Origin of the sequence: Mesorhizobium sp. Z1-4, from assembly GCF_004000235.1 — a bacterium.
Classification (GTDB): Bacteria; Pseudomonadota; Alphaproteobacteria; order Rhizobiales; family Rhizobiaceae; genus RCIO01.
On record NZ_RCIO01000003.1, the window covers coordinates 291,449 to 315,434 of the forward strand.

Consider the following 23,986-nt stretch of genomic DNA (forward strand, 5'->3'; position numbering starts at 1 on the left):
GCCACCGGACAGTCGATATCGGAGTGACAGTTGTGTGCCGTTACGCAGTTCGGCAGGCATAATGCGGGGTTCAAGTGACCGACTTCCTGACCAGCATATTCAGCACTGACGGCGTTCTCATCGGAACCATCGCGCCGTTTCTGCTGGTTCTCACCATCGTCGTGTTCGTGCACGAAATGGGCCACTATCTTGTCGGCCGGTGGTGCGGCATCGGCGTGAAAGCGTTTTCGATCGGCTTCGGGCCCGAGCTTCTGGGGTTCAACGACCGTCACGGCACGCGCTGGAAGCTCTCTGCGATCCCGCTCGGAGGCTATGTGAAATTCGTCGGCGACATGAACGCCACCAGTACGCCGCCCGACCAGGAGGAATTGGAGACCCTGACGCCGGAAGAGCAGCGTGTCGCCTTCCATACCCAGCCGGTGTGGAAACGGGCGCTTACCGTATTTGCCGGACCGGCGTTCAACTTCCTGCTCACGATTGCCGTTTTCGCTGTGATGTTCGGGACTTACGGGCGCTACGTCACGGAGCCCATGGTGGCCGAGGTGCGGGCCGAAAGCCCGGCCGCGGTCGCGGGCTTCCAGCCCGGCGACCGTTTCGTTTCGGTCGATGGAACGCAGATCGATACGTTCGCCGACGTTCAGCGCATCGTTTCGGGGCGAGCCGGCGACGAGATCACCTTCGTCATGATGCGCGACGGCGAGGAGGTCACGCTCGTGGCCACGCCGGAGCTGATGGAGCAGACTGACGCGCTCGGCAACGTCGTGCGCGTCGGCATCATCGGTGTCGTGAACAATGAGGAGCTCGGGCAGCCCCGGCTGATTGAATATTCGCCCGGTCAGGCGCTTGTGGAAGGTATTTCGGAAACCGGACACATCATCGCCCGCACGGGACAGTTTCTGAAGCGCTTCGTGGCAGGCCGGGAAGACAGGTGCCAGCTTGGCGGGCCTGTGCGTATCGCCGAAATGTCCGGCAAGGCGGCGGCGCTGGGTTTCGAATGGCTTGTACAGTTGGTGGCGCTGCTTTCGGTGGGCATCGGCTTTCTGAACCTGCTGCCCATTCCACCGCTCGATGGCGGACATCTGGTTTTTTACGGTATTGAGGCAGCGATTCGGCGTCCCGTTCCCGAGCGTCTCATGGAAGGCGTCTACAGGGTCGGGCTGCTGCTCGTGCTGGCCTTCATGGTGTTCGTGTTCTGGAACGACATCTTCGGGTGCTGATCGTGCAAACGCTTGGTTTGAGACGGAAAATTGAGATGTCATTTACCATGGACGGCAAAATCCGTGGTGTACGTGCAACGCTTGGCGAAATCGTAAACGCAAATTAACCAGAAACCTTGCGTGTGGGCGAAATCCGGTTATTACGGTGGGAGAGTTCTGCCGAGATCCTGACTTCTCGCTGTGGGGACTACGAGAAAAGAAGGTAAGACAGCCCTATGAAGGCAGCTTCCAGTCTGTTTGGCGCCGCTTCGGCGGTGTTTCTATCATTGTGTGTCGTGTTCTCTGGAAGCGTAGCTGTCCAGCTGGCATCGGTATCGTCGGCTCAGGCTGCGGTTGTGAGCCGCATCGACGTGCGCGGCAACGAGCGTGTCGAGTCCGATACGATCCGCGACTACATCGGCATCCGGCCCGGCGTTTCGTTCAACAGTTCGGCGATCGACGAGGCCGTGAAGCGGCTTTTCTCGACGAATCTGTTCTCCGAGGTGCAGATCAACCAGCGCGGCAGCGTTCTGGTTGTGGTTGTCGCCGAGTACCAGATCGTCAATCAGGTAATTTTCCAGGGCAACCGCAAGATCAAAGACGCTCAGCTCGCCAGTGCGGTGCAGCTGCAGCCGCGCGGTTCGTTCTCCGAAGCGACGATGCAGGCCGATATCGGCGCCGTTGAGGCTGCTTACAGCCGAATCGGGCGCGACGACGCCCGTGTCACCGCTTATACGCAGGATCTCGGCGGTGGCCGGGTGAATGTGATTTTCGAAATCACCGAGGGCGGCCGGACCAAGATCGCTTCGATCAATTTTGTCGGCAACAACGCCTATCGCGACGGTCGGCTTCAGGACATCATCCAGACCAAGAAGTCCAACTTCCTGTCGTTCCTGAGCCGGAAGGACGTTTTTGACGAGGCCCAGCTGCGCGTCGATGAGGAGTTGCTGCGCCGGTTCTACTACAATCGCGGCTATGCCGATTTCCAGATCATCTCGTCGTCGGCCGACCTGGACGAGACGGAAAACAAATACACCATCACTTTCACGGTCGATGAGGGCGAGCGCTATACGTTCGGCAGCATCGAGATCGACAGTACTATTCCGGGGGTCGATGCGCAGAGCCTGGAGCGTCTTGTCGAGACGCGCAGCGGCGACACCTACAGCGCCTCCGATGTCGAAGACACGCTTGTTGCAATCACCGAGCGGCTCGCCGGGCAGGGATATCCCTTCGCTCAGGTCACGCCGCGCGGCGACCGCGACTTCGTCAACCGCACGATTTCGGTTCTCTACACGATCGACCAGGGGCCGCGCGCCTATATCGAGCGCATCGAAATCCGTGGCAACACCAAGACGCGTGACTTCGTCATTCGTCGCGAATTCGATGTCAGCGAAGGCGACGCCTTCAATCAGGTGCTGATCCAGCAGGCCCGCAAGCGTCTTGAAGCCCTTGATTTCTTCGCTTCGGTGGACATTTCGACGGCGCAGGGCTCGGGACCCGATCAGGTCATCCTGATCGTCGATGTCGAGGACAAGTCGACCGGTGAATTCTCCATCGGCGCCGGTTATGCGACCGGCAACACCCCGACGAGTGGTTTCCTGCTCGAGGCGGGTGTCTCCGAGCGCAACTTCCTCGGCCGCGGCCAGGCAATCCGGCTTTCGGTTTCCGGCGGCAGCTCGGCACGCGACTACATGATCTCGTTTACCGAGCCGTATTTCCTCGGACGGCGGGTTTCGGCCGGTTTCGACATCTTCCGGCAGACGCGGTCCTACACGAACTACACCAGCACGGTGACGGGTGGCACGGTGCGCCTTGGGCTGCCGATTACGGAGCACCTGTCGACGACCTTCGCCTATAATCTGGCAGTGGAAAGTTATGCGTATTCGGCGGCGTGCGACGCGAATGGCGACGGCATAGCAGACGCTGGTTGCGCTATCGCAGCGCCCATCGTTACGGCAGTTACGACGCAGAGCCCCTGGACCAAGTCGTCGATATCGGCCACGCTGACCTACTCCACCATCGACAACATTCAGGATCCGCGCAACGGTCTCCACGCGACCTTCACCACCGAGTTTGCCGGTATCTTTGGCAATGCTCGCTTCATCAAGGTCAGCGGCCGTGCGAACTACTACAAGACGCTCTCCGAAGAGCTTGATCTCGTAGGTGTTCTGGTTGCCGGCGGCGGCCATGTGCAGGCTCTCGGTGTGCCACTGCGCGTGTTCGATTATAACCAGTCGACCACCCGGATCATCCGCGGCTTCGCGCACAACGGCATTGGCCCGTTCGACACGGCAACGGGTGAACATCTGGGCGGCGCGACCTATTTCCACGCTTCCGCGGAGATGCAGTTCCCGCTGCCGCTGCTGCCCAAGAGCTTCGGCCTGCGCGGCGCGGTGTTCGCCGATGCTGCCACGGTCTATGGCAACGCGCTTGCAACGGCTGCCGGAACCACGATGGCATGGCGCGCGTCCGTTGGCGCAAGCGTGATCTGGGCGTCGCCGTTCGGGCCGCTGCGGGTTGACTACGCCATTCCGGTTGCACGGACGGCGACGGATACGGTGCAGAACTTCAACTTCGGTATTTCGACGCGGTTCTAACCGCCGATTGAGGATTTCGGGCCGTTCGGCCCGAAATAGGCGTTGGAACGAGTTCCAATGACAGAACCGGTTTTCTTTGCGCTGGCGCGTACCTATTCGGTCGAGGAGATTGCAGCCTCGACCGGCGCCGCTTTGCGCGATGCTTCGCTCGGGCAGGTCGAAATTAGCGGTGTTGCGACTGCCTCGCAGGGGCGAACGGGCGCGCTGATCTTTATCGAAGACAAGCGCCTGGCCAATGATCTCGAGCGGACCGCCGCTTCGGCCGTTCTATGCCGCGCAGAGCTTGCGGACCGGGTGCCGGCCGGCGTAGCTGCGCTGGTAACGGAGAGGCCGCAGCTTGCCTTTGTCGCTGCGACAAGGCTGCTTTTTCCAAGCTCCATGCGACCCGGTGCGCTGACCGGTGAAACCGGCATATCGGCCTCCGCACATGTCAGCGAAGCCGCCCGGATCGAACCAGGTGCGATCATCGAGGCCAGCGCCGTCGTCGGGCCCGGCGCGGCCATAGGGGCGGGGACGGTTGTTGCCCCGGGCGCGGTGGTCGGGCCTCACTGCCAGATCGGCCGCGATTGCTATATCGGCCCGGGCGCCGCCGTTCAGTGCGCGTTTATCGGCGACCGCGTGATCATTCATGGCGGGGCACGCATCGGGCAGGACGGTTTCGGCTATGTGCCGGGTGCGCGTGGCGCCGAAAAAGTACCGCAGCTGGGGCGCGTGCTGGTTCAGGACGACGTCGAGATCGGCGCGAATTCCACGGTAGACCGGGGCGCGATCGGTGATACCGTGATCGGCCAGGGCAGCAAGATCGACAATCTCGTACAGATTGCCCACAACGTTCTGATTGGCCGCTGCTGCCTCATTGCGGGTCAGTGCGGCATATCCGGCTCCGTAACGCTGGGGGATTTCGTTCAACTGGGCGGCGGCGTCGGGATCAAGGACCACCTGTCAGTGGGTACAGGTGCACAGATCGCGGCCGGTTCCGGCCTCATGTATGATGTGCCCGCAGGGGAAAAATGGGCCGGCCGGCCGGCGAGACCCTATCGCGATCACTTCAGGGAAGTTATGGCGTTGAGATCGATGGGGAGCAAAAAACGCAGAGGCGACGACTAGAATGAGCAGTGACACGAAAGAGCTTTCGACGCTGGACATTCAGAAGCTGCTCAAGCTTCTGCCGCATCGCTACCCGTTTCTTCTGGTCGACCGCATCGTGGAAGTCGATGGCGACGAATCGGCCATCGGCATCAAAAATGTCACGATGAACGAACCGCATTTCACCGGGCACTTTCCGGACATGCCGGTGATGCCGGGCGTGCTGATCATCGAGGCCATGGCACAGACGGCGGGCGCGATCTGCGTGAATGCCATGCAGGACGTCACCCGGCCGCCAGTGGTCTATTTCATGACCATTGACGGTGCCAAATTTCGCAGGCCGGTCGTTCCGGGAGATCAGCTGGAAATCCATGTGCGCAAGCTGAAGCAGCGCGGTTCGGTTTTCCGTTTCGGCTGCGAGGGCAAGGTGGCAGGCACCAAGGTTGCCGAGGCCGAAGTGTCGGCGATGGTGTCGTTTGACGATGGTCGCTAGCGGCAGCGGCAAGTCCGCCACAGGTCCGATTGTTCATGACTTGGCGGTTGTCGAACCGGGCGCGCAGCTGGCTGCCGGTGTCCGCATAGGGCCGTTCTGCCATGTCGGTGCAGACGTGAAGCTTGGCGAAGGCGTCGAGCTTGCCTCGCATGTCTCCATTGCCGGGGCGACGACAATCGGAGCGGGAACGCGAATTTCTCCCCATGCCGTGCTTGGAGGCGCGCCTCAGGATCTGCGGCACAAAGGTGGCCGTACCACGCTGGAGATCGGCCGTAACTGCGTCATTCGCGAATTCGCGACTGCCCATGCGGGGTCCACCAGCGGCCTGGGGGCGACGAAAATCGGCGATGAGTGCTTCCTTATGGCCTATTCGCATGTGGGCCACGACTGTACCGTCGGCGACAAGGTTATTCTGACAAATTGCGCGACGCTCGGCGGCCATTGCGAGGTGGGCGAGGGCGCAATCCTGTCCGGCCACACGGCCGTGCATCAGTTCGTGCGCATCGGCCATCACGCTTTCATTGCGGGCAATACTGCGGTCGGCGGTGACGTGATTCCGTTCGGTTTCGCACTGGGCACGCCAGCGAAACTGGTCGGCCTCAACATCATCGGCCTGCGCCGCGCCGGCGTGGAGCATTCCAGCGTCAGGGAATTGCGGCGCGCCTACAAGGCACTGTTCGACCCTGCACGCCCGTTTGCGGACAATCTGAAAGCAGCCGCGCAGGAATTCGCCGGCAATGAGCGCGTTCTCGACGTGGTCGGATTTCTGAGTGATCGCGGCAAGCGTGACTTCGTGCTGCCGCCGGTCGGCGGGCGAGGCGCGGAAGCGGCGCTGCTGGCGGAAGGCTGACCGCGGACGGCTGAAACGAAAAGGCCGCGCTGTGCGCGGCCTCATTCCTATTCTGATGCCGCGGGCTAGCGGCGCGCGATCGGAACGTAGTCGCGCATCTGTTCGCCGGTGTAGAGCTGGCGCGGCCGGCCGATCTTCTGATGCGGGTCCTCGATCATTTCTTTCCACTGCGCAACCCAGCCGACGGTGCGGGCCACGGCAAACAGCACGGTGAACATGGTGGTGGGGAAACCCAGCGCCTTCAGCGTGATGCCGGAGTAGAAATCGATGTTCGGGTAGAGCTTTTTCTCGATGAAGTACTCGTCGGTGAGCGCGATTTTTTCGAGCTCCATCGCGACGTCCAGAAGCGGATCGTCCTTGATGCCGAGCTCACCCAGAACCTCATGCGTGGTCTTCTGCATGATCTTGGCGCGCGGGTCGTAGTTCTTGTAGACGCGGTGACCAAAGCCCATCAGGCGGAACGGATCGTCGCGATCCTTGGCGCGGTCGATGAATTCAGGAATGCGGTCGACCGAGCCGATTTCGGCGAGCATGTTAAGCGCGGCCTCGTTTGCTCCGCCATGCGCCGGGCCCCACAGGCAAGCGATGCCCGCTGCGATGCACGCGAACGGATTCGCACCCGACGAACCTGCAAGCCGGACAGTTGAGGTCGATGCGTTCTGTTCATGGTCCGCATGCAGGATGAAGATGCGTTCCATGGCACGCGCCAGAACGGGATTGACCGTGTAGTCCTCGCACGGAACCGCGAAGCACATGTGCAGGAAGTTCGCGGCGTAGTTGAGCTCGTTGCGCGGGTAAACGAAGGGCTGGCCGATATGGTATTTGTAGGCCATTGCCGCGATCGTCGGCATCTTCGCGATCATGCGGATAGACGCCACCATGCGCTGGTGCGGGTCCGAAATATCGGTCGAGTCGTGATAGAAGGCGGAGAGGGCGCCAACCACGCCGCACATGACGGCCATCGGATGCGCGTCGCGGCGGAAGCCGGTGAAAAAGCGCGACATCTGCTCGTGCACCATGGTGTGGCGCGTCACGCGGTAGTCGAAATCTTCTTTCTGGGCCTTGGTGGGCAAGTCGCCGTACAGAAGCAGGTAACAGACTTCGAGGAAATCGCCGTGCTCGGCAAGCTGATCGATCGGATAGCCGCGGTGTAAGAGAACACCTTCGTCGCCATCGATATAGGTGATGCCGGATTCGCAGCTCGCGGTCGAGGTGAAGCCGGGATCGTATGTGAACATCCCGGTGTCACGGTAGAGCGCACCGATATCGATGACGTCGGGGCCAACTGTCCCCTCGCGGACCTTAAATTCGGTTTTCTTGTTGTCGAAAACCAGTGATGCGGCCGATCCCGTCATGGTGCTACCTCTCAAATTCTCGTTTTTCCCGGAAAGCGCGGGTACCTCTGACCGAGGTCGCGAGCGCGCTTTAGCTACCGCATTTGGGCGGCACTGCCAAGCACGCCAAACGGCTATGTTGCATTGCAACTTCTGCATTGCAACAAGCGACAGTCTTCAGGCTGCCGCCTGATCGGCTATGCGGGCCAGGCTTTCGTCGCGTCCGAGTACTATAAGCACATCGAACACACCGGGCGACGTGGCCCGCCCGGTAAGTGCCGCGCGCAATGGCTGAGCCACCTTGCCGAGTTTCAAGTCCGCATGTTCGGCATGGGCGCGCACGATCTGCTCCAGCGTCTGCGCATCCCAGGCGGGAGCCTGGTCAAGTTTCGGCAGCAGCTCACTCAGGAGGGTGCGTGCGGCGCTGTCCAGAATGCCTTCGGCTTTTTCGTCCAGAGCAAGGGGCCGCGCGGCGAACAGAAATCCGGTGCTGTCGGCCAACTCCACCAGCGTCTTGGCGCGCTCCTTCAGGCCGGGCATCGCCTGGAGGAGCTGGGCCTTGCGCTGCTCGGTCATGCCGGCGAGCAGCAATTCGCCGCCTTCCAGGAATGGCAGCGTGTCGATGAGGGCGGCAAGCAGCTCCTCATCGTCCATCCCGCGCATATGAATGCCGTTGAGCGCCTCGAGTTTCTTGAAATCGAAGCGCGCCGCGCCCTTGTTGATATCTTCGATCTCGAACCAGCCAATCATGTCGCCGATCGACATCACCTCGTCGTCGCCGTGGCTCCAGCCGAGCCGGGCGAGGTAGTTGCACAGAGCATGCGGCAGGTAGCCCATGGCGCGGTAGGCTTCCACTCCGAGTGCGCCATGGCGTTTCGAGAGCTTTGCTCCGTCCGGTCCATGGATAAGCGGTACATGCGCCATCACGGGGATATCCCAGCCCATGGCGTCGTAGATAATCTGCTGGCGCGCGGCATTAGTGAGGTGGTCGTCACCGCGGATGATGTGCGTGACGCCCATGTCGTGATCGTCGACAACGACCGCATGCATATAGGTCGGGTTACCGTCCGAGCGCAGGATGATGAAATCGTCGAGATCCTTGTTGGGAAAGCAAACATCTCCCTGGACCCGGTCGCGGACGACCGTTTCGCCATCCTGCGGCGCCTTGATGCGCACCACAGGTTTCACACCTGCGGGCGCTTCGGCAGGGTCCCTGTCGCGCCAGCGGCCGTCGTAACGCGGCGGGCGGCCCTCCGCGCGGGCCTTTTCGCGCATTTCGGCAAGCTCGTCCTGGCTTGCATAACAATGATAAGCCTTGCCGCGCGCAACCAGTTCCTGCGCCACTTCGCGATGCCGGTCGGCACGCGCGAATTGCGAGATCGGCTCCTCGTCCGCCTCCAGCCCGAGCCATTTCAGGCCATCGAGGATTGCCGCGGTCGCTGCGTCGGTCGAGCGCTCGCGGTCGGTATCCTCGATGCGCAGGAGCATCTTGCCGCCTGTGTGGCGCGCGTAGAGCCAGTTGAACAGCGCAGTGCGTGCGCCGCCGATGTGAAGGAAGCCCGTTGGCGAGGGGGCAAAGCGAGTGACAACGGGGTTGGGCATGATCAATCCTGGCTGATGCGCAGTGTCCGCGCGAAGTGGCGTTTCGAGCCGGTTCATGTAGCATAGGTCCATTGGGGCGCAAGCTTTGGACGGACGGTCTGCCTGTATGGAAGGCGAACGGACGGCGGGCGCCCATGACGAACGCCTGATATTTAACGCAGCCGACGACCTGTCCGTGGCGCTGCCTGCACCAGCTGGCGCCGGGTCTCGCGCCACGACGCGCATCGGCGCAGGATCGGTTGGTGTGCGGGGTGCGGTCACGGCATTGCGCAGGCCGATTGCCTCGGCGCTGGAAACCGAGCGCGACTTCGGCACCGGTTTTGTCGCCATGCCAGTATTGCTGGCGGCCGGCGCGGTGACCTATTTCTGCCTGCCGAAAGAACCAAACCTGATGCTGATTGTCGCTGCGGCGTTGGTCGTTGGCTGTGCGACGGCCCTGGTTCGAAGGGTCCAGTGGATGCGTGCTGCCGGGCTCGCGGCCCTTTCGGTACTGGCCGGCGTGCTGGCCGGATCGGTCGAGACCCGGCGGCATTCCACACAGATGATGGGCTCGGGCATATCCACGCACGTTACCGGCAGGGTTGCGTCAATCGAGTTGCGCGCGAACGGGCGAACCAGGCTTACAATTGAGGTTGTTGCGACCGAAAGACCGCGGCTGCGCTATGCGCCGGATCGTATCCGGGCGACGGCGGGCGATGTGCCCGGCGGCCTTGTCCCGGGGGACGGTGTGACTGGGGTCGTGCGGCTGCTTTCGCCATCCGGCCCGGCCCGTCCATACGGCTACGATTTCACGTTTGAAAACTATTTCGACGGTATCGGGGCGAACGGCTTCTTCCTCTCCGGCCCGTTCAAGGCGCAGGTGCGGGGGCCCGTTCCCACCGAAATTGCGATCCTGGCATGGGTGGAGCGGCAGCGGCTTAAGCTCTCGGCCCGTATCCGCGATCGCATTTCGGGGCCCGAGGGCGAGGTGGCCTCGGCACTCGTCGCCGGCGTGCGCGGCGGTATTCCAGAACATGTCACGGAAGCGCTACGCAAGACGGGCCTTGCACATATTCTGGCTATTTCGGGTCTGCACATGGCGTTGGTCGCGGGCACGGTGGTTGGGGCGATACGGCTGGCGTTTGCGCTTTTTCCAGCATTTTCATCGCGGCATCCGGTAAAAAAATATGCTGCTGCCGGCGGGCTTCTGGCCCTGACACTTTATCTCGTCATCTCGGGCGCGGCGGTCGCGGCACAGCGAGCCTATGTGATGTTTGCGGTCATGCTGGTCGCGGTGATGTTCGACCGGGCGGCACTCACCATGCGCAATCTGGCGATTGCCGCCGTCATCATCCTAACCGTTGCGCCGCATGAGGTGATGGGGCCGAGCTTCCAGATGTCATTTGCGGCGACCGCGGCGCTGATCGGCGCATATGGCTGGTATTCCGAACGCCGCCGGCGGCGGCCTGGCGGCTGGGCGCGGCTGTCGCCATTCGCCAACGCTCTCAGACTGACCGGATTGTTTTTTGCCGGCCTGGCTGCAACCTCGATCATTGCAGGGCTTGCGACGGGACTGTTCGCGGCATGGCACTTCCAGCGGATCGCGCCGCTCGGGCTGTTCGCGAACCTTGCCGCCATGCCGGTTGTGACAATTGTCGTGATGCCTTGCGCGGTTGCCGGCGTGCTGGCGATGCCGCTTGGCCTTGACGGCCTTTTCTTTACGGGAATGGGCAAGGGGCTGGCATTGGTCATAACCGTTGCCGAATGGCTGGCGGGCCATTCGCCTGTGGATGTGGTCGGTGCCGTGCCGCCGCTTGCGGTTGTTCTACTGGCTATGGCGGTGGTGCTGACCACGTGGTTGAGGGCGATCGCGCTACCCTTCGCTGCCGCCGGCCTGGCTCTCATCCTGATGCGGGATTCGCCCGACATGCTGATTTCGGAAGACGCCAGGCTGGTCGCCATAACGCTTTCCGACGGCGGGCTGGCCGTTAACACCAAGCGCCCTTCAGCCTTCACGCTGGGCATCTGGACGGCGGCTCTGAATGCCGGCACGGCCGTAAAGCCGCAAAGTTCGACTGAGGTTTTGCCTGCCCCGGCAGGCACAGGGTTCAGATGCGCAGGCGATGTGTGTGTTGCAACGCATGAAAGCGGGGCTGTGGTGGCACATGCCAGGTCCGCGTCGGCTGCATCGCCGTTGTGCGCTACCGCAATTCTCATGGTCATCGACGATGCGACTGCGGAAGGTGTGTGCGCGCATACACATACAAAGGTAGTGACCAAACGCGATCTGGCTTTGCGGGGCAGTGCTGAAGTGCGCTTCCGCAATGGCGCCGCAGGCCTCAGCCATGCCATCGGCCCGCAATTGCGCCCATGGCATGCGCACAGGATTTACTCACGCGAGGCGAGGGGGCTGCCGCCTTACAGACGGCAGCAAGACGCAGCCGGTCAGTAGCGGCGGATAAGACCGACGAGGCGCCCTTGCACCTTGACCCTGTCGGGCCCGAAGATGCGCGTTTCGTATGCGGGGTTGGCGGCCTCAAGTGCGATTGAAGCACCCTTGCGGCGGAAGCGCTTCAGCGTCGCTTCTTCATCATCCACCAGCGCCACGACGATCTCGCCGGGATTTGCCGTCTGCGTATTGCGGATGACAACGGTATCGCCGTCGAAGATACCCGCATCGACCATCGAATCGCCTCGGACCTCAAGCGCGTAGTGGTCGCCGCCGGAAATCATGTCGGGCGGCACGGAGATCGAATGCGTCTGGTGCTGGATCGCTTCGATCGGGACGCCGGCGGCGATGCGGCCCATGACAGGCACAGAGATCGCGGCATTCCCATCGTCATCGTTGCTGGCAGCCGGAACGCGCGAGGGCGCCTTGCCAAGGCTGCCTTCGATAACACTAGGCGAAAAACGTCTGGCGGCATTGAGGCCAGGCGCGATGGAGTCGGGCAGCCGCAAAACCTCGAGTGCGCGTGCCCGGTTGGGCAGGCGGCGGATGAACCCGCGTTCCTCGAGCGCCGTAATCAGCCGGTGGATGCCTGATTTGGAGGCCAGATCGAGCGCTTCCTTCATCTCGTCGAAAGAAGGCGGGATACCGGTTTCCTTGAGCCGCTCATGAATGAACAGCAGAAGCTCGTGCTGTTTGCGCGTCAACATTGTCCGTCCCCTGAACCAGTTCAGCCGGGAATCACCGGCAAACAAAACCAGAACAATCACTATATGTTCCAGTCTTGTTCCGCAACCGTTTAATTTTTGGTGAAGGGCATATGGCGGCCGGAATCGGCCGTCGCTGGACTTTGACAGGGGGCAACGGCATGAGGCCGTGTTAGAGCGACGCGGTCGAAAGCAGTTTCAGCCTCGATACGTTCAAAGCTTATTCGGCTGCGTGTGAGCTACCGGGTCGGCAGCCACCGATCCGCTACCCGCAGCGCAACTAACCGTCGTTCTCGGTGTCGATCTCCGCAAACACCGCCTGCGCCGATCGCATTGCGTCAAGCGAGGCCGGAACGCCGCAATAGATCGCGCCCTGAAGGATGATTTCCACTATCTCTTCGCGGGTGATGCCGTTGTTGAGCGCACCGCGCACATGCAGCTTGAATTCGGCCGAGCGGTTCAGGGCCATTATCATACCGAGATTCAGAACACTGCGCATGCGACGCTCAAGGCCGGGGCGGCCCCAGATTTCGCCCCAACACCACTCAGTGATCAGCTTCTGCAGCGGCGCGGAGGTGTCATCTGCACTGGTCAGGGACCGGTCGACATATTTGTCGCCCAGCACTTCACGGCGAATCTGGAGTCCCTTGTCGAACCGCTCCCCCTGAAAATCCGGATGTCTGGTATTCATTGCATCTTCCTTCCTGCTCATTTGGGCCTGCGGATGCGGCCTGATGCCGTTATCCGCCGGCGCCAGTCATCGTGCCGGCGAAGGTCTCGGCGATTGCCAGAACGGCCGCGTGAATCGGTCCCGAGGTCAGGGCCGGCATGACGGAAGCGTCAACAACATAAAGATTGTCGATAGATCGCACCCGCAAATCCGCATCGACGACAGCGCTTTCGTCCTTCCCCATCCGGCAGGTGCCACATGGATGGTGGTGGGTGATCGATGCCTTGGCTATGAACTCATCGACCTCGGCCCGACTGCCAAGTGAACCCGGGTAAAGTTCGCGATCCCGCCATGCGGCGAGTTCGTCCGAGTGCCCGATCTCCCGCGCCGCCTCCAGGGCTTGGCGAAACAACTGCCTGTCCCCATCGGTTTGCAAATAGCCCGGATCGATGATCAGCCGGTCGCCGATCTCCGGCCCGGTGATGCGCACGCTGCCGCGGCTTGTGGGGTGCGTGACCCCGAACAGGAGCGAGTAGGCGGTGCCGGCCTCGGGTGCCTGAAAACACTCCGATACAATCGGGGCCACGCCGCAGCCAACTACGATATCGGGTTGTCCCACCGCGTTGAAATTGCCGGCCTTCATATAGGCCATCGATTCAGAGTGCTGGAGGCGCGAGGGCGGAAGATGCCTGCGTGTTGCGTATAGATTGCCGGCGCCGAGCAAGTGGTCTTGGAGGTTGCGGCCAATCTCCGGCATGTCGATGAGGCAATCGATGCCTGCCGCGGCCAAGACATCGCGCGGCCCGATCCCGGAGCGCATGAGCAATGCCGGGCTTTCCAGCGATCCCGCGCTCAAAACAACCCGGTCGGCGGAAATACGTGCCGGTCCGTCCTTGCCGATGACCTCTACATGCGAAACCAGATTGGTATTGAGGACGATCCGTTTGGCCCGTGCGCCGGTCACAATCGTCAGATTGGCGCGTGCGCGAACCTGCGGCGTGAGCCAGGCATCGGCGGCCGTAACACGCTTTCCCTCTCGGATGTTCATCGCGTTTGGGGTAACGCCGATCATCAAGCCATCATTGTGGCCATCAAGGCGCGGCAGTCCGAGAGCTTCGCCTGCCGCGATGAACGCCCGGGTCAGAGGGCTCACTTCGGCTTCAGTGTTGTGAACGGGCAGGGGGCCGCCGATGCGGCCGGTGAATTCACGGTCTTCATTTGCCTGAAAAGCGGAGAGAAGACCGTTCCAACTCCATCTGGGGTCGCCCGTCGCCTCAGCCCAGGCCGTGAAATCCTGCGGGTGGCCGCGCATGTAACCCATTGCGTGCAGGCAACTCGAACCTCCGACAATACGACCGCGCGCCCAGCGATGTACCCTGCCAGCGGTTCCCGCCTGAGGTTCCGTTCGGTAGTCCCAGTCGTAGCTGCGTCCCTGAAGTGCCGGCCATGCAGACGGAACCCAGATATCGGGGTCGATTGCTTCCTCGCCGGCCTCTATCAGCAGCACGCTTCGGGTCGGGTTCTCGCTGAGTCGGGCGGCCAACAGGACGCCAGCAGATCCTCCGCCGACGATAAGGATGTCTGCATTGATCTTGCTATCCGGTGCATTCCCAGTCATCGGCGGACCTTATCGTGGCCGGTCGGCATCGGCGCCCGTTGCGATCGCTTTGCTGCAATCGGCACGCACAGAGCATGCTTCCTCGGAATCTATGGGTTCCATGGCTGCAGGCTAACCGCCTAGAGCCTGGCTTCCGTGTCCATGGAGTTTTTCGCCGCAGCCATTGCGTTGTGAACGTGATTTCGCGAGGCTTCCCGGGCTGCATTTTCGTCTCTTGCAGCGATGGACTCGCAGATCTCTTTCATCTCAGCCAGGCTGTTTTGTGCCCGGCCTTCCATCGACATCGATCGAGACCTGAATAGGCTGATCCGGGCAACCAGGCCGCGGTGGATTTCCTCAAGGATCGGGTTGCCGCAGTTGGCGAGTATGATGGAGTAGAAATCGGCTGCCGTCGTCACCCGCGCCAGCGCGTCATTGCTGGAAGCTGCGGTTTCGAATGCAGCAAGCGCGTTCTGGAGTGCACGCAGCTGATCGTCCGATATCCGCTGCGAGCAGAGCCCGACGGCTTCCACTTCCAGAAGCTCGCGTACCTCGTAAATGGCAGTCACTTCCTCCCAGGTCAGCGCAGGGATGGAGGGGCCGCGGTTCGGTACGATGTCAATCAGCCTCTCGGCCGCCAGGCTGCGCAACGCCTCCCGCAGGGAGGGACGGCTGATGCCAAGCTGAACGCATAGCTGACTCTCGATCAGCCGACTGCCGGGTTCGAATACGCCGGAGAAGATGGCAAGCCTCAACTTGTCGACCGTCTCCTGCTGAACGGTACGCGGCAGCACTTTCAAATTCAGGTCAGGCGGCATTGATTTGACCTCGTGCATTGATGAGGCGCGGCCGAAAGGAGTGTCGTCAATCCGCTTGCTGAATTGACAGCATTTGGGTCCGTACTGTCAATACGTCAGATTGAAAGAATGTCTGACAATCCTGTTGACGTGTGTCTGTTTTGTGTCATTCTTCTGATCGCAACCACCGATGCAGGATTTGAGACACATGGCGGCAATCGCCTCTCCAGACGACATGATCAGGCGCCGTATCGATACGGGCCGTATCAGCTTGAACGTCCGCGAGATGGGCAGCGGTCCGCTAATGCTGTTCTTCCATGGCATCACTGCAAATTCGGCAACGCTTGCACCGCTGGCCGTTCGCTTCAGCGATCGGTTCACGACGGTCGCAGTCGATCAGCGCGGCCACGGTTTGAGCGACAAACCCGACAGCGGTTATGAAGCGGCCGATTTTGCCGAAGACATTGCATCATTGATCAGGACCCTCGACCGGGGAGCCGCCGTTCTTGTGGGGCATTCCCTCGGGTCGCGGAACTCTGTCACGGCAGCGGCGCTATATCCCGAGCTGGTTCGTTCGGTCGTGGCGATCGATTTCACGCCGTATATCGAGAAAGAGGTTTTCGACGCACTGGAAGCCCGGGTGAACGCGGGAGATCAGCTGTTCGAAAATACGGAATCGGTGTGTGAGTATCTGGCGGCCCGCTATCCGAATATTCCGGCGCCGGCCATCAGGATCAGAGCCGAAAGTGGTTACCACAACGTCGAGGGCGGCCTGCGTCCGCTGGCCTCGCCATCGGCCATGGCTCAGACCGCCGCCGGGCTGCGTGCAGACCTTACCCAGGCCTACCGTGACCTGCGCAGGCCAGCGCTTCTCGTGCGGGGCGGGGAAAGTAAGCTCGTTTCGGCAGATGCGCTGGCGAAAACAAGCCGCTTGCGCCCGGATCTTCCGGTCGTCGTCGTTCCGGGGGCCGACCACTACGTCAATGAAGTCTCTCCGGACATCACTTTCCAGGCAATCACCAACTTCATTGATGCCTGAAGCCGCACCGCGACATTTTTAATACGCAACAGGAATTGGACTATGGCGAACATTAACAAGGCATCTGGAAAAGCTCTTCGGGCGCAGGTCGCCGGTGCGGGCTTTGCAGGCCTGACGGCGGCAATCGCGCTCCGCCAAAACGGTTGGGATGTCACGTTGCACGAGAGGGATTCCGAGCTGCGCGCTTTCGGCGCGGGTATCTATCTATGGCACAATGGCCTGCGGGTGCTTGAGGCGATAGACGCGCTCGACGACGTTCTCCAGGGTTCGCATACGCCTCCCACCTACGAGACCTGGATGCAGAACAAGTCGGTCTCGAAAGAGACCTTCAATGGCTTGCCCTGGCGCATCATGACGCGCAGCCATTTGCACAATGCCTTGGTCAAGAGAGCCCGCGAGGTCGGTGTTGAAGTCCGGGTTAATTCCGAGGCCGTTTCCGCCGATGCGGAGGGCCGGTTAACGCTCCAGACCGGTGAAGTGTTGGAGGCCGACCTGATCGTCGGCGCCGATGGCGTCGGCTCCAAGGTCCGGGATTCTCTCGGGTTCAAGCAAGACCGCTGGGTCTCAACCGACGGGATCATCCGTCTCATCGTGCCGCGCAAGAAGGAAGAGCTCGGCGCGGGCGAATGGGACAACACCATCGACATGTGGAACTTCGAGCCGCGCGTTCAGCGCATTCTCTATTCGCCGTGCAACAAGGATGAGCTCTATCTCGGACTTATGGCGCCGGCGGCGGATCCTCGCGGATCCCGTGTTCCGCTGGATCTCGAGGTCTGGGTTGAAATGTTCCCGTTCCTGGAGCCGTGCCTCGCAGAGGCCGCCAAGTTGCAGTCGGCCCGCTATGACAACTATGCGACCACCAAGCTGGACAGCTGGGTGAAGGGCAAGGTTGCGCTGGTAGGTGATGCGGCTCACGCGATGTGTCCAGCCCTCGCGCAAGGCGCGGGCTGCGCAATGGTCAACGCATTCAGCCTGTCTCAGGACCTTGCGGAGAATTCGTCGGTCGAAGACGCACTGGCCTCCTGGGAGAAACGTATTCGGCCGATCACCGACCGCTGTCAGGCGCTCTCCGGCGAGTACGCTGCCAACCGGTCGCTCTCCAAGGGCAACATGTTCACGCCCGCGGCCCTCGAGGCCGCGCGCTACGACCCCATTCGCCGTGTCTATTCATGGCCGCAGTAGCAGCCGGGAAGCCAGCCACAAAATTAGATTGCGCGCGCCAGGGCTGCGCGTCCCCAAGGAGAGAAAAATGAATCATTCGGCCGAAGTGGAAAAGCACTATGAGGTGCGCGGCTGGTACTCATCTGTTCAGGAAATCCGGCACGACGGCGGCGAACCAGGCGAGACGCTCATCAAGGTCGCCGTAGGCGTCGTCATCCGCAATCCTTTCGTTGGTTCCTACAAAGCGGACCTTTCTGCATTGATCGCCCCGAGTGCGGCGATCGGGCATGCGCTTGGGGAGCGCGCGGTAGCGCTACTCGGTGGGCGTCCTGCCGAAAGTTACGGAAAGGGCGGCATCGTTGGCGTGGCCGGCGAGCAGGAACACGTCATTGCCTGCATAACGACAGAGTTCGGCAATCCACTGCGGGAGCAGGTTGGTGGCGGCAAGGCCTGGATTTCGTCGGCATCGAAAGTGGCGGCAGCCGGCACCTCGATCGACATTCCGCTTGCTCACAAGGACGAGCTCTACATCCGTTCGCACTATGACGCGATTACGTTTGCTGTGCCGGATGGTCCGCGGCCGGACGAGATTCTTGTCTGCGTCGCAGTGGCTAGCGGTCCGCGCGTTCATCAGCGCGTCGGAGGCAAGACTGTCGCGGATCTCGCTGCCGCTCAATAACCCGATTGAGAACGACTAGAGGACATATTCAATCAATGCCCCTGAACATCAAAGACCTCAAAATCACGTCCGCGGATTTCGAACCGCTTGAGATGCTGCGCGACGAACATGCTGGCGACAAGGGCAATGTACTGCCCAGACTGACGGTCAGCGGCGTTCCCGCGGGAACGAAGGAACTGGCCGTGATCTGCCACGACCCGGACGCGCCGTTGCCGCAGGGTTTCACGCACTGGACCGTCTACGCAATCGACCCCTCGGCGACCGATCTTTCGGATGCGCAGGAGAAGTATCGAGTCGGCCCGAACGGGGTTGGCGACATGCAGTATTACGGGCCACAGCCGCCGGCTGGCCACGGCAAGCATCACTACTACTTCTGGGTTTATGCGCTCGACACGGCGGTTGAAGGAACGCCCACGCGTGAAGAGTTCCTCGCCAAATATGCCGGCAACATCATTGAGCAGAACAGAATCGTCGGGCTCTACGAAAACAAGTGAAGTGAAGGGTCTCGGCGCCGCTCAGCACCAGGCGTCGCCGAGACCGCTTCAATGAGGAGACTTCGGAAATGACAACCAACACTCCTGCTCAGCAGACTGTTTTTGAAGAGCTGGTCACGGCCACGAAAATTCTTCTGCACGAGGGAATTCTCGATACGTTCGGCCATATCAGCGCACGCGACCCCGAGGATCCTCAGAGCTTCTTCCTTGCGCAGAAACTCGCCCCCAGCCACATCACCACGAGCGATATGCAGCGCTTCAATATGGATGGCGAGACGGAAGACGACCGGCCGTCATATCTGGAGCGCTACATTCACAGCGAGATCTATAAGGCCCGCCCCGACGTCAACTGCGTACTCCACAGCCACTCTCCGGCGGTATTGCCCTATTGCTTCACCGATCAGCCCCTGCGGCCAGTCACCCATATGGGGGCGTTTCTCGGCGAGACGGTGCCTGTTTACGAGATCCGCGACAAGCAGGGTGACGCGACGGATCTCTTCGGAGGCAGCCCGGCTGTCTGTGCCGATATCGCCGAAAGCCTTGGTGATCAGCCGGTCGTTCTCATGGCCCGTCACGGTGTCGTCAATGTCGGCGGTTCGGTCCGCGAGGTCGTGTTCCGCGCATTTTATACCGAGCAGAACGCTGCAGCGCAGACGGCCGGCCTTCAGGTGGGGAACATCGAGTACCTCTCACCGGGAGAGGTCAAGACCGCCGGAAAGCTGGTTGGCGCTCAGATCGATCGCGGGTGGGATCACTGGACCATGACGCTGCGGCAGGCCGGGTTGCTCAAGTAGCGCGAGGAAAACGAACGTTCCGACCTCGGTCGGGTCTCCAACCTTCTCCATCCGGATGGATCGGGCAGGGGATGTGAAGGCAGGGATGCATGTCGCACGCAGATCAATATGACTATGTCATCGTCGGAGCCGGCTCGGCCGGCTGCGTGCTCGCTGATCGGCTGAGTGCGGACCCGACCTGTTCCGTGCTGCTGCTTGAAGCTGGCGGTTGGGACAGGGATCCGATGATCCATATCCCGCTCGGGTGGGGCAAGATCCTTACCGAGCGTCGCCACGACTGGATGTATTTCTGCGAACCGGAAGCAAATGTCGGCGGCCGCAGCGTCGAATGCGCTCGCGGCAAGGTCATCGGAGGTTCGTCGTCGACCAACGCCATGGCCTATGTGCGCGGCAATCGCGGCGATTACGACCGTTGGGCCGCCAACGGGCTGCCGGGGTGGTCTTATGACGAGGTACTTCCCTATTTCAAAAAGCAGGAAACCTGGGAAGGCGGCGCGGACGATTACAGAGGCGGATTCGGCCCGCTGAACACTCAGCATTGCCGCTACAAGGATCCGCTGATCGATGCCTTTGCCCAGGCCAGCGTGCAGGCAGGCTACCCCCAGACTGGGGACTATAACGGTGCGCAGCAGGAAGGCTTCGGCCGGCTGCAAATGACGATCTCAAAGGGCAGGCGGTCGTCGGCAGCCTCAGCCTATCTGCGTCCCGCGCTGAAGCGAGGCAACCTTACCGTCCTGACGAACGCCCTGGCCACAAAGATTGAGTTTCAGGGCAAGCGTGCAACCGGTGTCACGATCCACCACAACGGTCGCGAAAGGACTTTCAGGGCGAGCCGAGAGGTGCTGCTGTCAGGCGGCGTCATCAATACGCCACAGCTGCTCATGCTTTCCGGTGTGGGTGCTCCTGACGAACTGGCCGCACATGGCATAGAAACGCATGTCAGCCTGCCTTCGGTCGGCAAGAACCTGCAGGATCATGTTTCGGTCATCCTGATGTACAGGCGCCGCGAGCCTGGTCCTTTCCTGAGGAACATGCGGGCCGACCGGATCGGTATTGACTTCCTCAAGACCTATCTGACCGGCAAGGGCTTTTCCGCAGATGTCCCGGGCGGGGTGGTTGCCTTCCTCAAGAGCGGTCCGGATCGGCCGTTGCCGGATGTGCAACTCCTGTTTACAGCAGCACCGCTCGCCGCATGGCCCTACTTCAAGCCTTTCAAGGCACCGTTTCAGGACGGTTTCGCCACCCGCATCGTGGCTACACAGCCGGAAAGCCGCGGATCCGTAAAGCTTGCCTCCGCGGACCCGCTGGCCGCGCCGCTGATCCACCAGAATTTTCTGGCGTCTCCAAAGGACTGGGAGTCGCTTCGCGCTGGTTTTCGGGTGGCGCGGGACCTTGCAGCGCAGCCGGCAATGGAGCGCTTCATCGAGGCCGAGTTCTTTCCCGGTCCCGATTGCCGGACAGACGCCGAGATCGATGAACACATCCGCAAGACCTGCATTACCGTCCACCACCCCGCCGGCACGTGCCGGGCAGGCAGCGACGCCGAATCCGTGGTGGATCCGTATTTGCGCGTTCGTGGTGTCGAAGGACTGCGCGTGGTGGATGCATCTGTCATGCCGGACCTCGTCTGCGGAAACATCAACGCAGCGGTCATCATGATCGCCGAGAAGGCGGCCGATCTCATCAAGGAATCCCAAATTAGCGAGGCAGCGGCATGATCAGGCGCGTAGCGATCATCGGACTTGGAACGATGGGCCCCGGCATGGCTGCCCGACTTGCAAGAGGTGGTATCGAGGTTGCCGCATACGATATTGCCCCGGACGCGATCGAACGCGCTCGCGCAATGCTGGCGGCCGCCGATAGTGTTCTCGACAATCTCGAGATTGCATCGGAACGCACCGGGTCTGTCCGCCTGACCGACAAACTGGAGGATGCGGTCGCCGACGCCGATCTTGTCATCGAGAACGTTCCCGAAAAGGAAGAGATCAAGGCGGACGTTTACCGGAAGATCGAAGGCTTGATCTCGCCGGATACCATTGTGGCATCCGATACTTCGGGCATTCCGATCACCAAACTTCAGGCTCACATATCCAATCCCGCGCGCATGGTTGGCATGCACTGGTCAAACCCGCCGCATATCATACCCATGATCGAGGTCATCAGCGGTGAGCAGACCGCGCCTGAGACGATCGATACCATCCGCGATTTCATTCGCTCGCTTGGGCTTCTGCCCGTGCTCCTGAAGAAGGACGTTCCCGGCTTCGTCGAAAACCGCGTGCTCTATGCGCTGCTGCGCGAGGTTGTCGATCTCGTGGAACGCGGGGTGATTGAACCGGAGGATATCGACACCTGCGTTTCCTGGGGCATCGGCTACAAGCTGGCGGTGGTCGGTCCAATGGCGCTTCTCGATATGGCCGGCATGGACATCTACCACTCGGTATCCTCGTTCCTCAACGCAGACCTTTGCGACCGCAAGGATGTTGCGCCGCTCGTGCGCGATCAGATTGCTGCCGGCAAGCTCGGCATCAAGTCGGGCGGGGGCGTCTATTCCTACTCACCAGAAAGCATCGCCGAGCTTCAGCGCGAACGGGCGCGGAAGCTCGTTGCGATCCGGCGCATTCTCGAGGGGAAAGACTAACGCCATGACCACGGCTCCGAAGGCTGAAAGCAAGCGCATGAGCGGCGGCGGCATTGTCCGCGCCGAAGCGCTTGTCGTTTGGCTGATCGGTGTCCTGCTGGGCCTGTGCCTGATTGCGATGGTTGCGGTCAACGTCGCCAACGCGATCGGGCGCTACAGCGGCTGGTTCTCGCTCGTCGGGGCCGACGAGTTGCTGGTCTACGGAATGATCTGGATTGTAATGCTCGGCGCCATCCTCGTGGCGCGAGATCGCGATCATCTGTCGATCAACATTCTGCCGGTGATGCTGAGCGGGCGCTCGGCGGAAATCTTGAAGATCGCAATCGACCTGGCAACCGTTGCTGTCTCAGCGTTCATCGCATGGCACAGCTTCAGCTTCATCGAACGCATCGCCAGCCTCAACCAGACCAGCATGGGCTTAGGCGTTCCCATGGTCATTCCTCATTCTGCAATTCTGGTCGGCTTTGCCGGGATCGCGGCGGTCACAACCTTTCTGACCATTGTCGACATTATGCGCCTCGCCTTTTCCGGGGGTGGGTCGAGATGACCTGGGTTCTGGGCATCAGCGTCGCGGTCCTCATCGGAATCGGAGCGCCGATCTTCGTCGCGCTGCTCTTTGCAGCATCGCTGGCCCTGCTGTTGTTTCCAGGGCCTCCTCTGATCGCGCTGCAGCAGACGATCTTTGGTGGTTTGGATGCATATGCGCTGCTGTCGGTGCCGTTTTTCATTTTCGCCGGCGAACTGATGGCGATCAGCGGTATTGCAGGTCGGTTGATCAATCTGGTGCGTGCCCTGTTCGGCCGCGTTCCGGGCTCGCTGGGGATGGCGGCACTCGGTGGGTCGACGCTTATCGGCACGATCTGCGGTTCGTCGGCCGCCGCCGTCGCTGCGGTGGGGCGCAATATGTATCCGCAGCTCATCGATGGTGGATATGGACAGCGCCGAGCTGCCGGTATCATCACATCCAGCGGCGCAATCGACATCGTCATCCCGCCGTCAATCGCGATGATCCTCTACGGTGCATCGGCTGAACAGTCGATCGCCAAACTGTTCATTGCAGGCATCATTCCCGGCATCGTTATGGCGCTGCTAATGGCCGGCTACATTTCGATATCGGCCTTTATCGCGCGTATCCCCCGGGAAGCAAATTTCCGCGCCCGGGTCGCCTGGCAGGCGTTCAAACAGGCCTTCTGGGCGTTGACCATGCCGGCGTTCGTTATGGTGGGCATCTATGCGGGGTTCTTCTCGCCCACAGAAGCTGGCGGATTTGCCTGTGCCTATGCGGCGTTTCTGGGTTTGGTTGTCTATAGAACCGTTACCTTCCGTACCTTGCTGGGAGCCGCCGTCAGCTCAGCAATGATGACCGCGCGCATTATGGTCGTTGTCGCTGCCGCAGGCGTTGTCAGTTGGGTTCTCACCGTAGAGGGCGTACCGCAGGCGCTGATTGCGGCAACCGCAGATGCCGGCCTGTCTCCGCTGGGTTTTCTGTTGACGGTGAACCTGCTGCTGCTGGCGATCGGCTGTGTGCTTGATCCGACCTCTGCGATCCTCGTCCTGGCCCCGCTTCTCGTACCCATTGCGATCTCGTTGGGCATCGATCCAATTCATTTCGGTGTGATCATGACCGTCAATCTTGCGATCGGCATGTTCACCCCTCCGTTCGGACTGAACATCTTCGTCGCGCAATCGGTCCTCGGAGTGCCGACATCCGACATCTACCGCGGTGTCCTGCCGTACATGGCGGTTCAGATTATCGCGCTCGCTCTCATCACCCTGATACCCGCGCTCTCGCTATGGCTGATCCACGGCATGTCGTGAGCGCACTCA

At 61.3% G+C, this 23,986-nt stretch carries 21 protein-coding genes; 15 read left to right on the forward strand and 6 right to left on the reverse strand.

Going from position 1 to position 23,986, the window contains the following annotated elements:
• The first annotated feature begins 74 nt into the window (after positions 1-74).
• From rseP to lpxA, 5 genes are all read left to right on the forward strand, one after another.
• Positions 75-1,217 (forward strand): RIP metalloprotease RseP, encoded by a 1,143-nt coding sequence (gene rseP / locus EP165_RS12880; RefSeq protein ID WP_127523185.1) that lies wholly within the window; start codon positions 75-77, stop codon positions 1,215-1,217.
• A 215-nt stretch (positions 1,218-1,432) separates the two neighbouring features.
• Entirely contained in the window at positions 1,433-3,793 is a 2,361-nt protein-coding gene (gene bamA / locus EP165_RS12885) for an outer membrane protein assembly factor BamA (protein ID WP_127523187.1), read from the forward strand.
• 57 nt (positions 3,794-3,850) lie between these two features.
• Positions 3,851-4,900 carry a UDP-3-O-(3-hydroxymyristoyl)glucosamine N-acyltransferase gene (gene lpxD / locus EP165_RS12890; RefSeq protein ID WP_127523189.1) on the forward strand — a complete coding sequence of 350 codons (1,050 nt, stop codon included), beginning with the start codon at positions 3,851-3,853 and terminating at the stop codon, positions 4,898-4,900.
• Between the two features lies 1 nt (position 4,901).
• Positions 4,902-5,372: a 3-hydroxyacyl-ACP dehydratase FabZ gene (gene fabZ, locus EP165_RS12895; RefSeq protein ID WP_127523191.1), complete on the forward strand. Its 471-nt coding sequence runs from the start codon at positions 4,902-4,904 to the stop codon at positions 5,370-5,372.
• The gene (gene lpxA, locus EP165_RS12900; RefSeq protein ID WP_127523528.1) at positions 5,362-6,222 is read left to right on the forward strand and encodes an acyl-ACP--UDP-N-acetylglucosamine O-acyltransferase; all 861 of its coding nucleotides are present in this window, start codon (positions 5,362-5,364) and stop codon (positions 6,220-6,222) included. Before fabZ ends, lpxA begins: the two co-directional genes overlap by 11 nt.
• Positions 6,223-6,287: 65 nt before the next feature.
• Here the strand turns inward: lpxA and gltA are convergent, their stop codons facing one another.
• The gene (gene gltA / locus EP165_RS12905; RefSeq protein WP_127523193.1) at positions 6,288-7,577 is read right to left on the reverse strand and encodes a citrate synthase; all 1,290 of its coding nucleotides are present in this window, start codon (positions 7,575-7,577) and stop codon (positions 6,288-6,290) included.
• A gap of 156 nt (positions 7,578-7,733) precedes the next feature.
• Positions 7,734-9,158 carry a glutamate--tRNA ligase gene (gene gltX / locus EP165_RS12910; protein ID WP_127523195.1) on the reverse strand — a complete coding sequence of 475 codons (1,425 nt, stop codon included), beginning with the start codon at positions 9,156-9,158 and terminating at the stop codon, positions 7,734-7,736.
• Positions 9,159-9,264: 106 nt separating this feature from the next.
• Between gltX and EP165_RS12915 the strand changes: the two genes are divergently transcribed.
• On the forward strand, positions 9,265-11,589 hold the full coding sequence (locus EP165_RS12915) for a ComEC/Rec2 family competence protein (RefSeq protein WP_127523197.1): 2,325 nt from the start codon (positions 9,265-9,267) through the stop codon (positions 11,587-11,589).
• On the opposite strand, the gene lexA is transcribed toward EP165_RS12915, so the two are convergent.
• The 4 genes from lexA to EP165_RS12935 form a co-directional block, all read right to left on the reverse strand.
• Positions 11,583-12,293, reverse strand: a complete 711-nt coding sequence (lexA, locus tag EP165_RS12920) for a transcriptional repressor LexA (protein ID WP_127523200.1) — start codon at positions 12,291-12,293, stop codon at positions 11,583-11,585. The two genes, EP165_RS12915 and lexA, sit on opposite strands and share 7 nt — an antisense overlap.
• A gap of 277 nt (positions 12,294-12,570) precedes the next feature.
• Entirely contained in the window at positions 12,571-12,981 is a 411-nt protein-coding gene (locus EP165_RS12925) for a carboxymuconolactone decarboxylase family protein (protein ID WP_127523202.1), read from the reverse strand.
• A 49-nt stretch (positions 12,982-13,030) separates the two neighbouring features.
• Positions 13,031-14,578 carry a GMC family oxidoreductase gene (locus EP165_RS12930; RefSeq protein ID WP_127523204.1) on the reverse strand — a complete coding sequence of 516 codons (1,548 nt, stop codon included), beginning with the start codon at positions 14,576-14,578 and terminating at the stop codon, positions 13,031-13,033.
• A 119-nt stretch (positions 14,579-14,697) separates the two neighbouring features.
• Positions 14,698-15,375 (reverse strand): GntR family transcriptional regulator, encoded by a 678-nt coding sequence (locus tag EP165_RS12935; protein WP_127523206.1) that lies wholly within the window; start codon positions 15,373-15,375, stop codon positions 14,698-14,700.
• Positions 15,376-15,562: 187 nt separating this feature from the next.
• On the opposite strand from EP165_RS12935, the gene EP165_RS12940 reads away from it, so the two are divergent.
• The 9 genes from EP165_RS12940 to EP165_RS12980 all read left to right on the forward strand — a co-directional run bounded on the left by EP165_RS12940 (position 15,563) and on the right by EP165_RS12980 (position 23,977).
• The gene (locus EP165_RS12940; protein ID WP_127523208.1) at positions 15,563-16,393 is read left to right on the forward strand and encodes an alpha/beta fold hydrolase; all 831 of its coding nucleotides are present in this window, start codon (positions 15,563-15,565) and stop codon (positions 16,391-16,393) included.
• A 42-nt stretch (positions 16,394-16,435) separates the two neighbouring features.
• A complete protein-coding gene (locus tag EP165_RS12945) occupies positions 16,436-17,575 on the forward strand; it encodes an FAD-dependent oxidoreductase (protein WP_127523210.1) in 1,140 nt (379 codons plus the stop codon).
• Between the two features lie 67 nt (positions 17,576-17,642).
• Positions 17,643-18,233 (forward strand): amino acid synthesis family protein, encoded by a 591-nt coding sequence (locus EP165_RS12950; RefSeq protein WP_127523212.1) that lies wholly within the window; start codon positions 17,643-17,645, stop codon positions 18,231-18,233.
• A gap of 35 nt (positions 18,234-18,268) precedes the next feature.
• Positions 18,269-18,727: a YbhB/YbcL family Raf kinase inhibitor-like protein gene (locus EP165_RS12955; protein WP_127523214.1), complete on the forward strand. Its 459-nt coding sequence runs from the start codon at positions 18,269-18,271 to the stop codon at positions 18,725-18,727.
• Between the two features lie 68 nt (positions 18,728-18,795).
• Positions 18,796-19,521 (forward strand): class II aldolase/adducin family protein, encoded by a 726-nt coding sequence (locus EP165_RS12960; RefSeq protein WP_127523216.1) that lies wholly within the window; start codon positions 18,796-18,798, stop codon positions 19,519-19,521.
• An 89-nt stretch (positions 19,522-19,610) separates the two neighbouring features.
• A complete protein-coding gene (locus tag EP165_RS12965; RefSeq protein WP_127523218.1) occupies positions 19,611-21,239 on the forward strand; it encodes a GMC family oxidoreductase in 1,629 nt (542 codons plus the stop codon).
• A complete protein-coding gene (gene fhmpcd1 / locus EP165_RS12970) occupies positions 21,236-22,159 on the forward strand; it encodes a 5-formyl-3-hydroxy-2-methylpyridine 4-carboxylate 5-dehydrogenase (protein ID WP_127523220.1) in 924 nt (307 codons plus the stop codon). Before EP165_RS12965 ends, fhmpcd1 begins: the two co-directional genes overlap by 4 nt.
• 4 nt (positions 22,160-22,163) lie before the next feature.
• On the forward strand, positions 22,164-22,706 hold the full coding sequence (locus EP165_RS12975) for a TRAP transporter small permease (protein WP_127523222.1): 543 nt from the start codon (positions 22,164-22,166) through the stop codon (positions 22,704-22,706).
• The gene (locus tag EP165_RS12980) at positions 22,703-23,977 is read left to right on the forward strand and encodes a TRAP transporter large permease (RefSeq protein ID WP_127523224.1); all 1,275 of its coding nucleotides are present in this window, start codon (positions 22,703-22,705) and stop codon (positions 23,975-23,977) included. The genes EP165_RS12975 and EP165_RS12980 overlap by 4 nt, the downstream gene beginning before the upstream one ends.
• Positions 23,978-23,986 lie beyond the last annotated feature (9 nt).

Coding starts and splice junctions, on each gene's coding strand:
- bamA (WP_127523187.1), top strand. CDS start 1,433: ATGAAGGCAGCTTCCAGTCTGTTTGGCGCCGCTTCGGCGGTGTTTCTA.
- lpxD (WP_127523189.1), top strand. CDS start 3,851: ATGACAGAACCGGTTTTCTTTGCGCTGGCGCGTACCTATTCGGTCGAG.
- fabZ (WP_127523191.1), top strand. CDS start 4,902: ATGAGCAGTGACACGAAAGAGCTTTCGACGCTGGACATTCAGAAGCTG.
- lpxA (WP_127523528.1), top strand. CDS start 5,362: ATGGTCGCTAGCGGCAGCGGCAAGTCCGCCACAGGTCCGATTGTTCAT.
- gltA (WP_127523193.1), bottom strand. CDS start 7,577: ATGACGGGATCGGCCGCATCACTGGTTTTCGACAACAAGAAAACCGAA.
- gltX (WP_127523195.1), bottom strand. CDS start 9,158: ATGCCCAACCCCGTTGTCACTCGCTTTGCCCCCTCGCCAACGGGCTTC.
- EP165_RS12915 (WP_127523197.1), top strand. CDS start 9,265: ATGGAAGGCGAACGGACGGCGGGCGCCCATGACGAACGCCTGATATTT.
- lexA (WP_127523200.1), bottom strand. CDS start 12,293: ATGTTGACGCGCAAACAGCACGAGCTTCTGCTGTTCATTCATGAGCGG.
- EP165_RS12925 (WP_127523202.1), bottom strand. CDS start 12,981: ATGAATACCAGACATCCGGATTTTCAGGGGGAGCGGTTCGACAAGGGA.
- EP165_RS12930 (WP_127523204.1), bottom strand. CDS start 14,578: ATGACTGGGAATGCACCGGATAGCAAGATCAATGCAGACATCCTTATC.
- EP165_RS12935 (WP_127523206.1), bottom strand. CDS start 15,375: ATGCCGCCTGACCTGAATTTGAAAGTGCTGCCGCGTACCGTTCAGCAG.
- EP165_RS12940 (WP_127523208.1), top strand. CDS start 15,563: ATGGCGGCAATCGCCTCTCCAGACGACATGATCAGGCGCCGTATCGAT.
- EP165_RS12945 (WP_127523210.1), top strand. CDS start 16,436: ATGGCGAACATTAACAAGGCATCTGGAAAAGCTCTTCGGGCGCAGGTC.
- EP165_RS12950 (WP_127523212.1), top strand. CDS start 17,643: ATGAATCATTCGGCCGAAGTGGAAAAGCACTATGAGGTGCGCGGCTGG.
- EP165_RS12955 (WP_127523214.1), top strand. CDS start 18,269: ATGCCCCTGAACATCAAAGACCTCAAAATCACGTCCGCGGATTTCGAA.
- EP165_RS12960 (WP_127523216.1), top strand. CDS start 18,796: ATGACAACCAACACTCCTGCTCAGCAGACTGTTTTTGAAGAGCTGGTC.
- EP165_RS12965 (WP_127523218.1), top strand. CDS start 19,611: ATGTCGCACGCAGATCAATATGACTATGTCATCGTCGGAGCCGGCTCG.
- fhmpcd1 (WP_127523220.1), top strand. CDS start 21,236: ATGATCAGGCGCGTAGCGATCATCGGACTTGGAACGATGGGCCCCGGC.
- EP165_RS12975 (WP_127523222.1), top strand. CDS start 22,164: ATGACCACGGCTCCGAAGGCTGAAAGCAAGCGCATGAGCGGCGGCGGC.
- EP165_RS12980 (WP_127523224.1), top strand. CDS start 22,703: ATGACCTGGGTTCTGGGCATCAGCGTCGCGGTCCTCATCGGAATCGGA.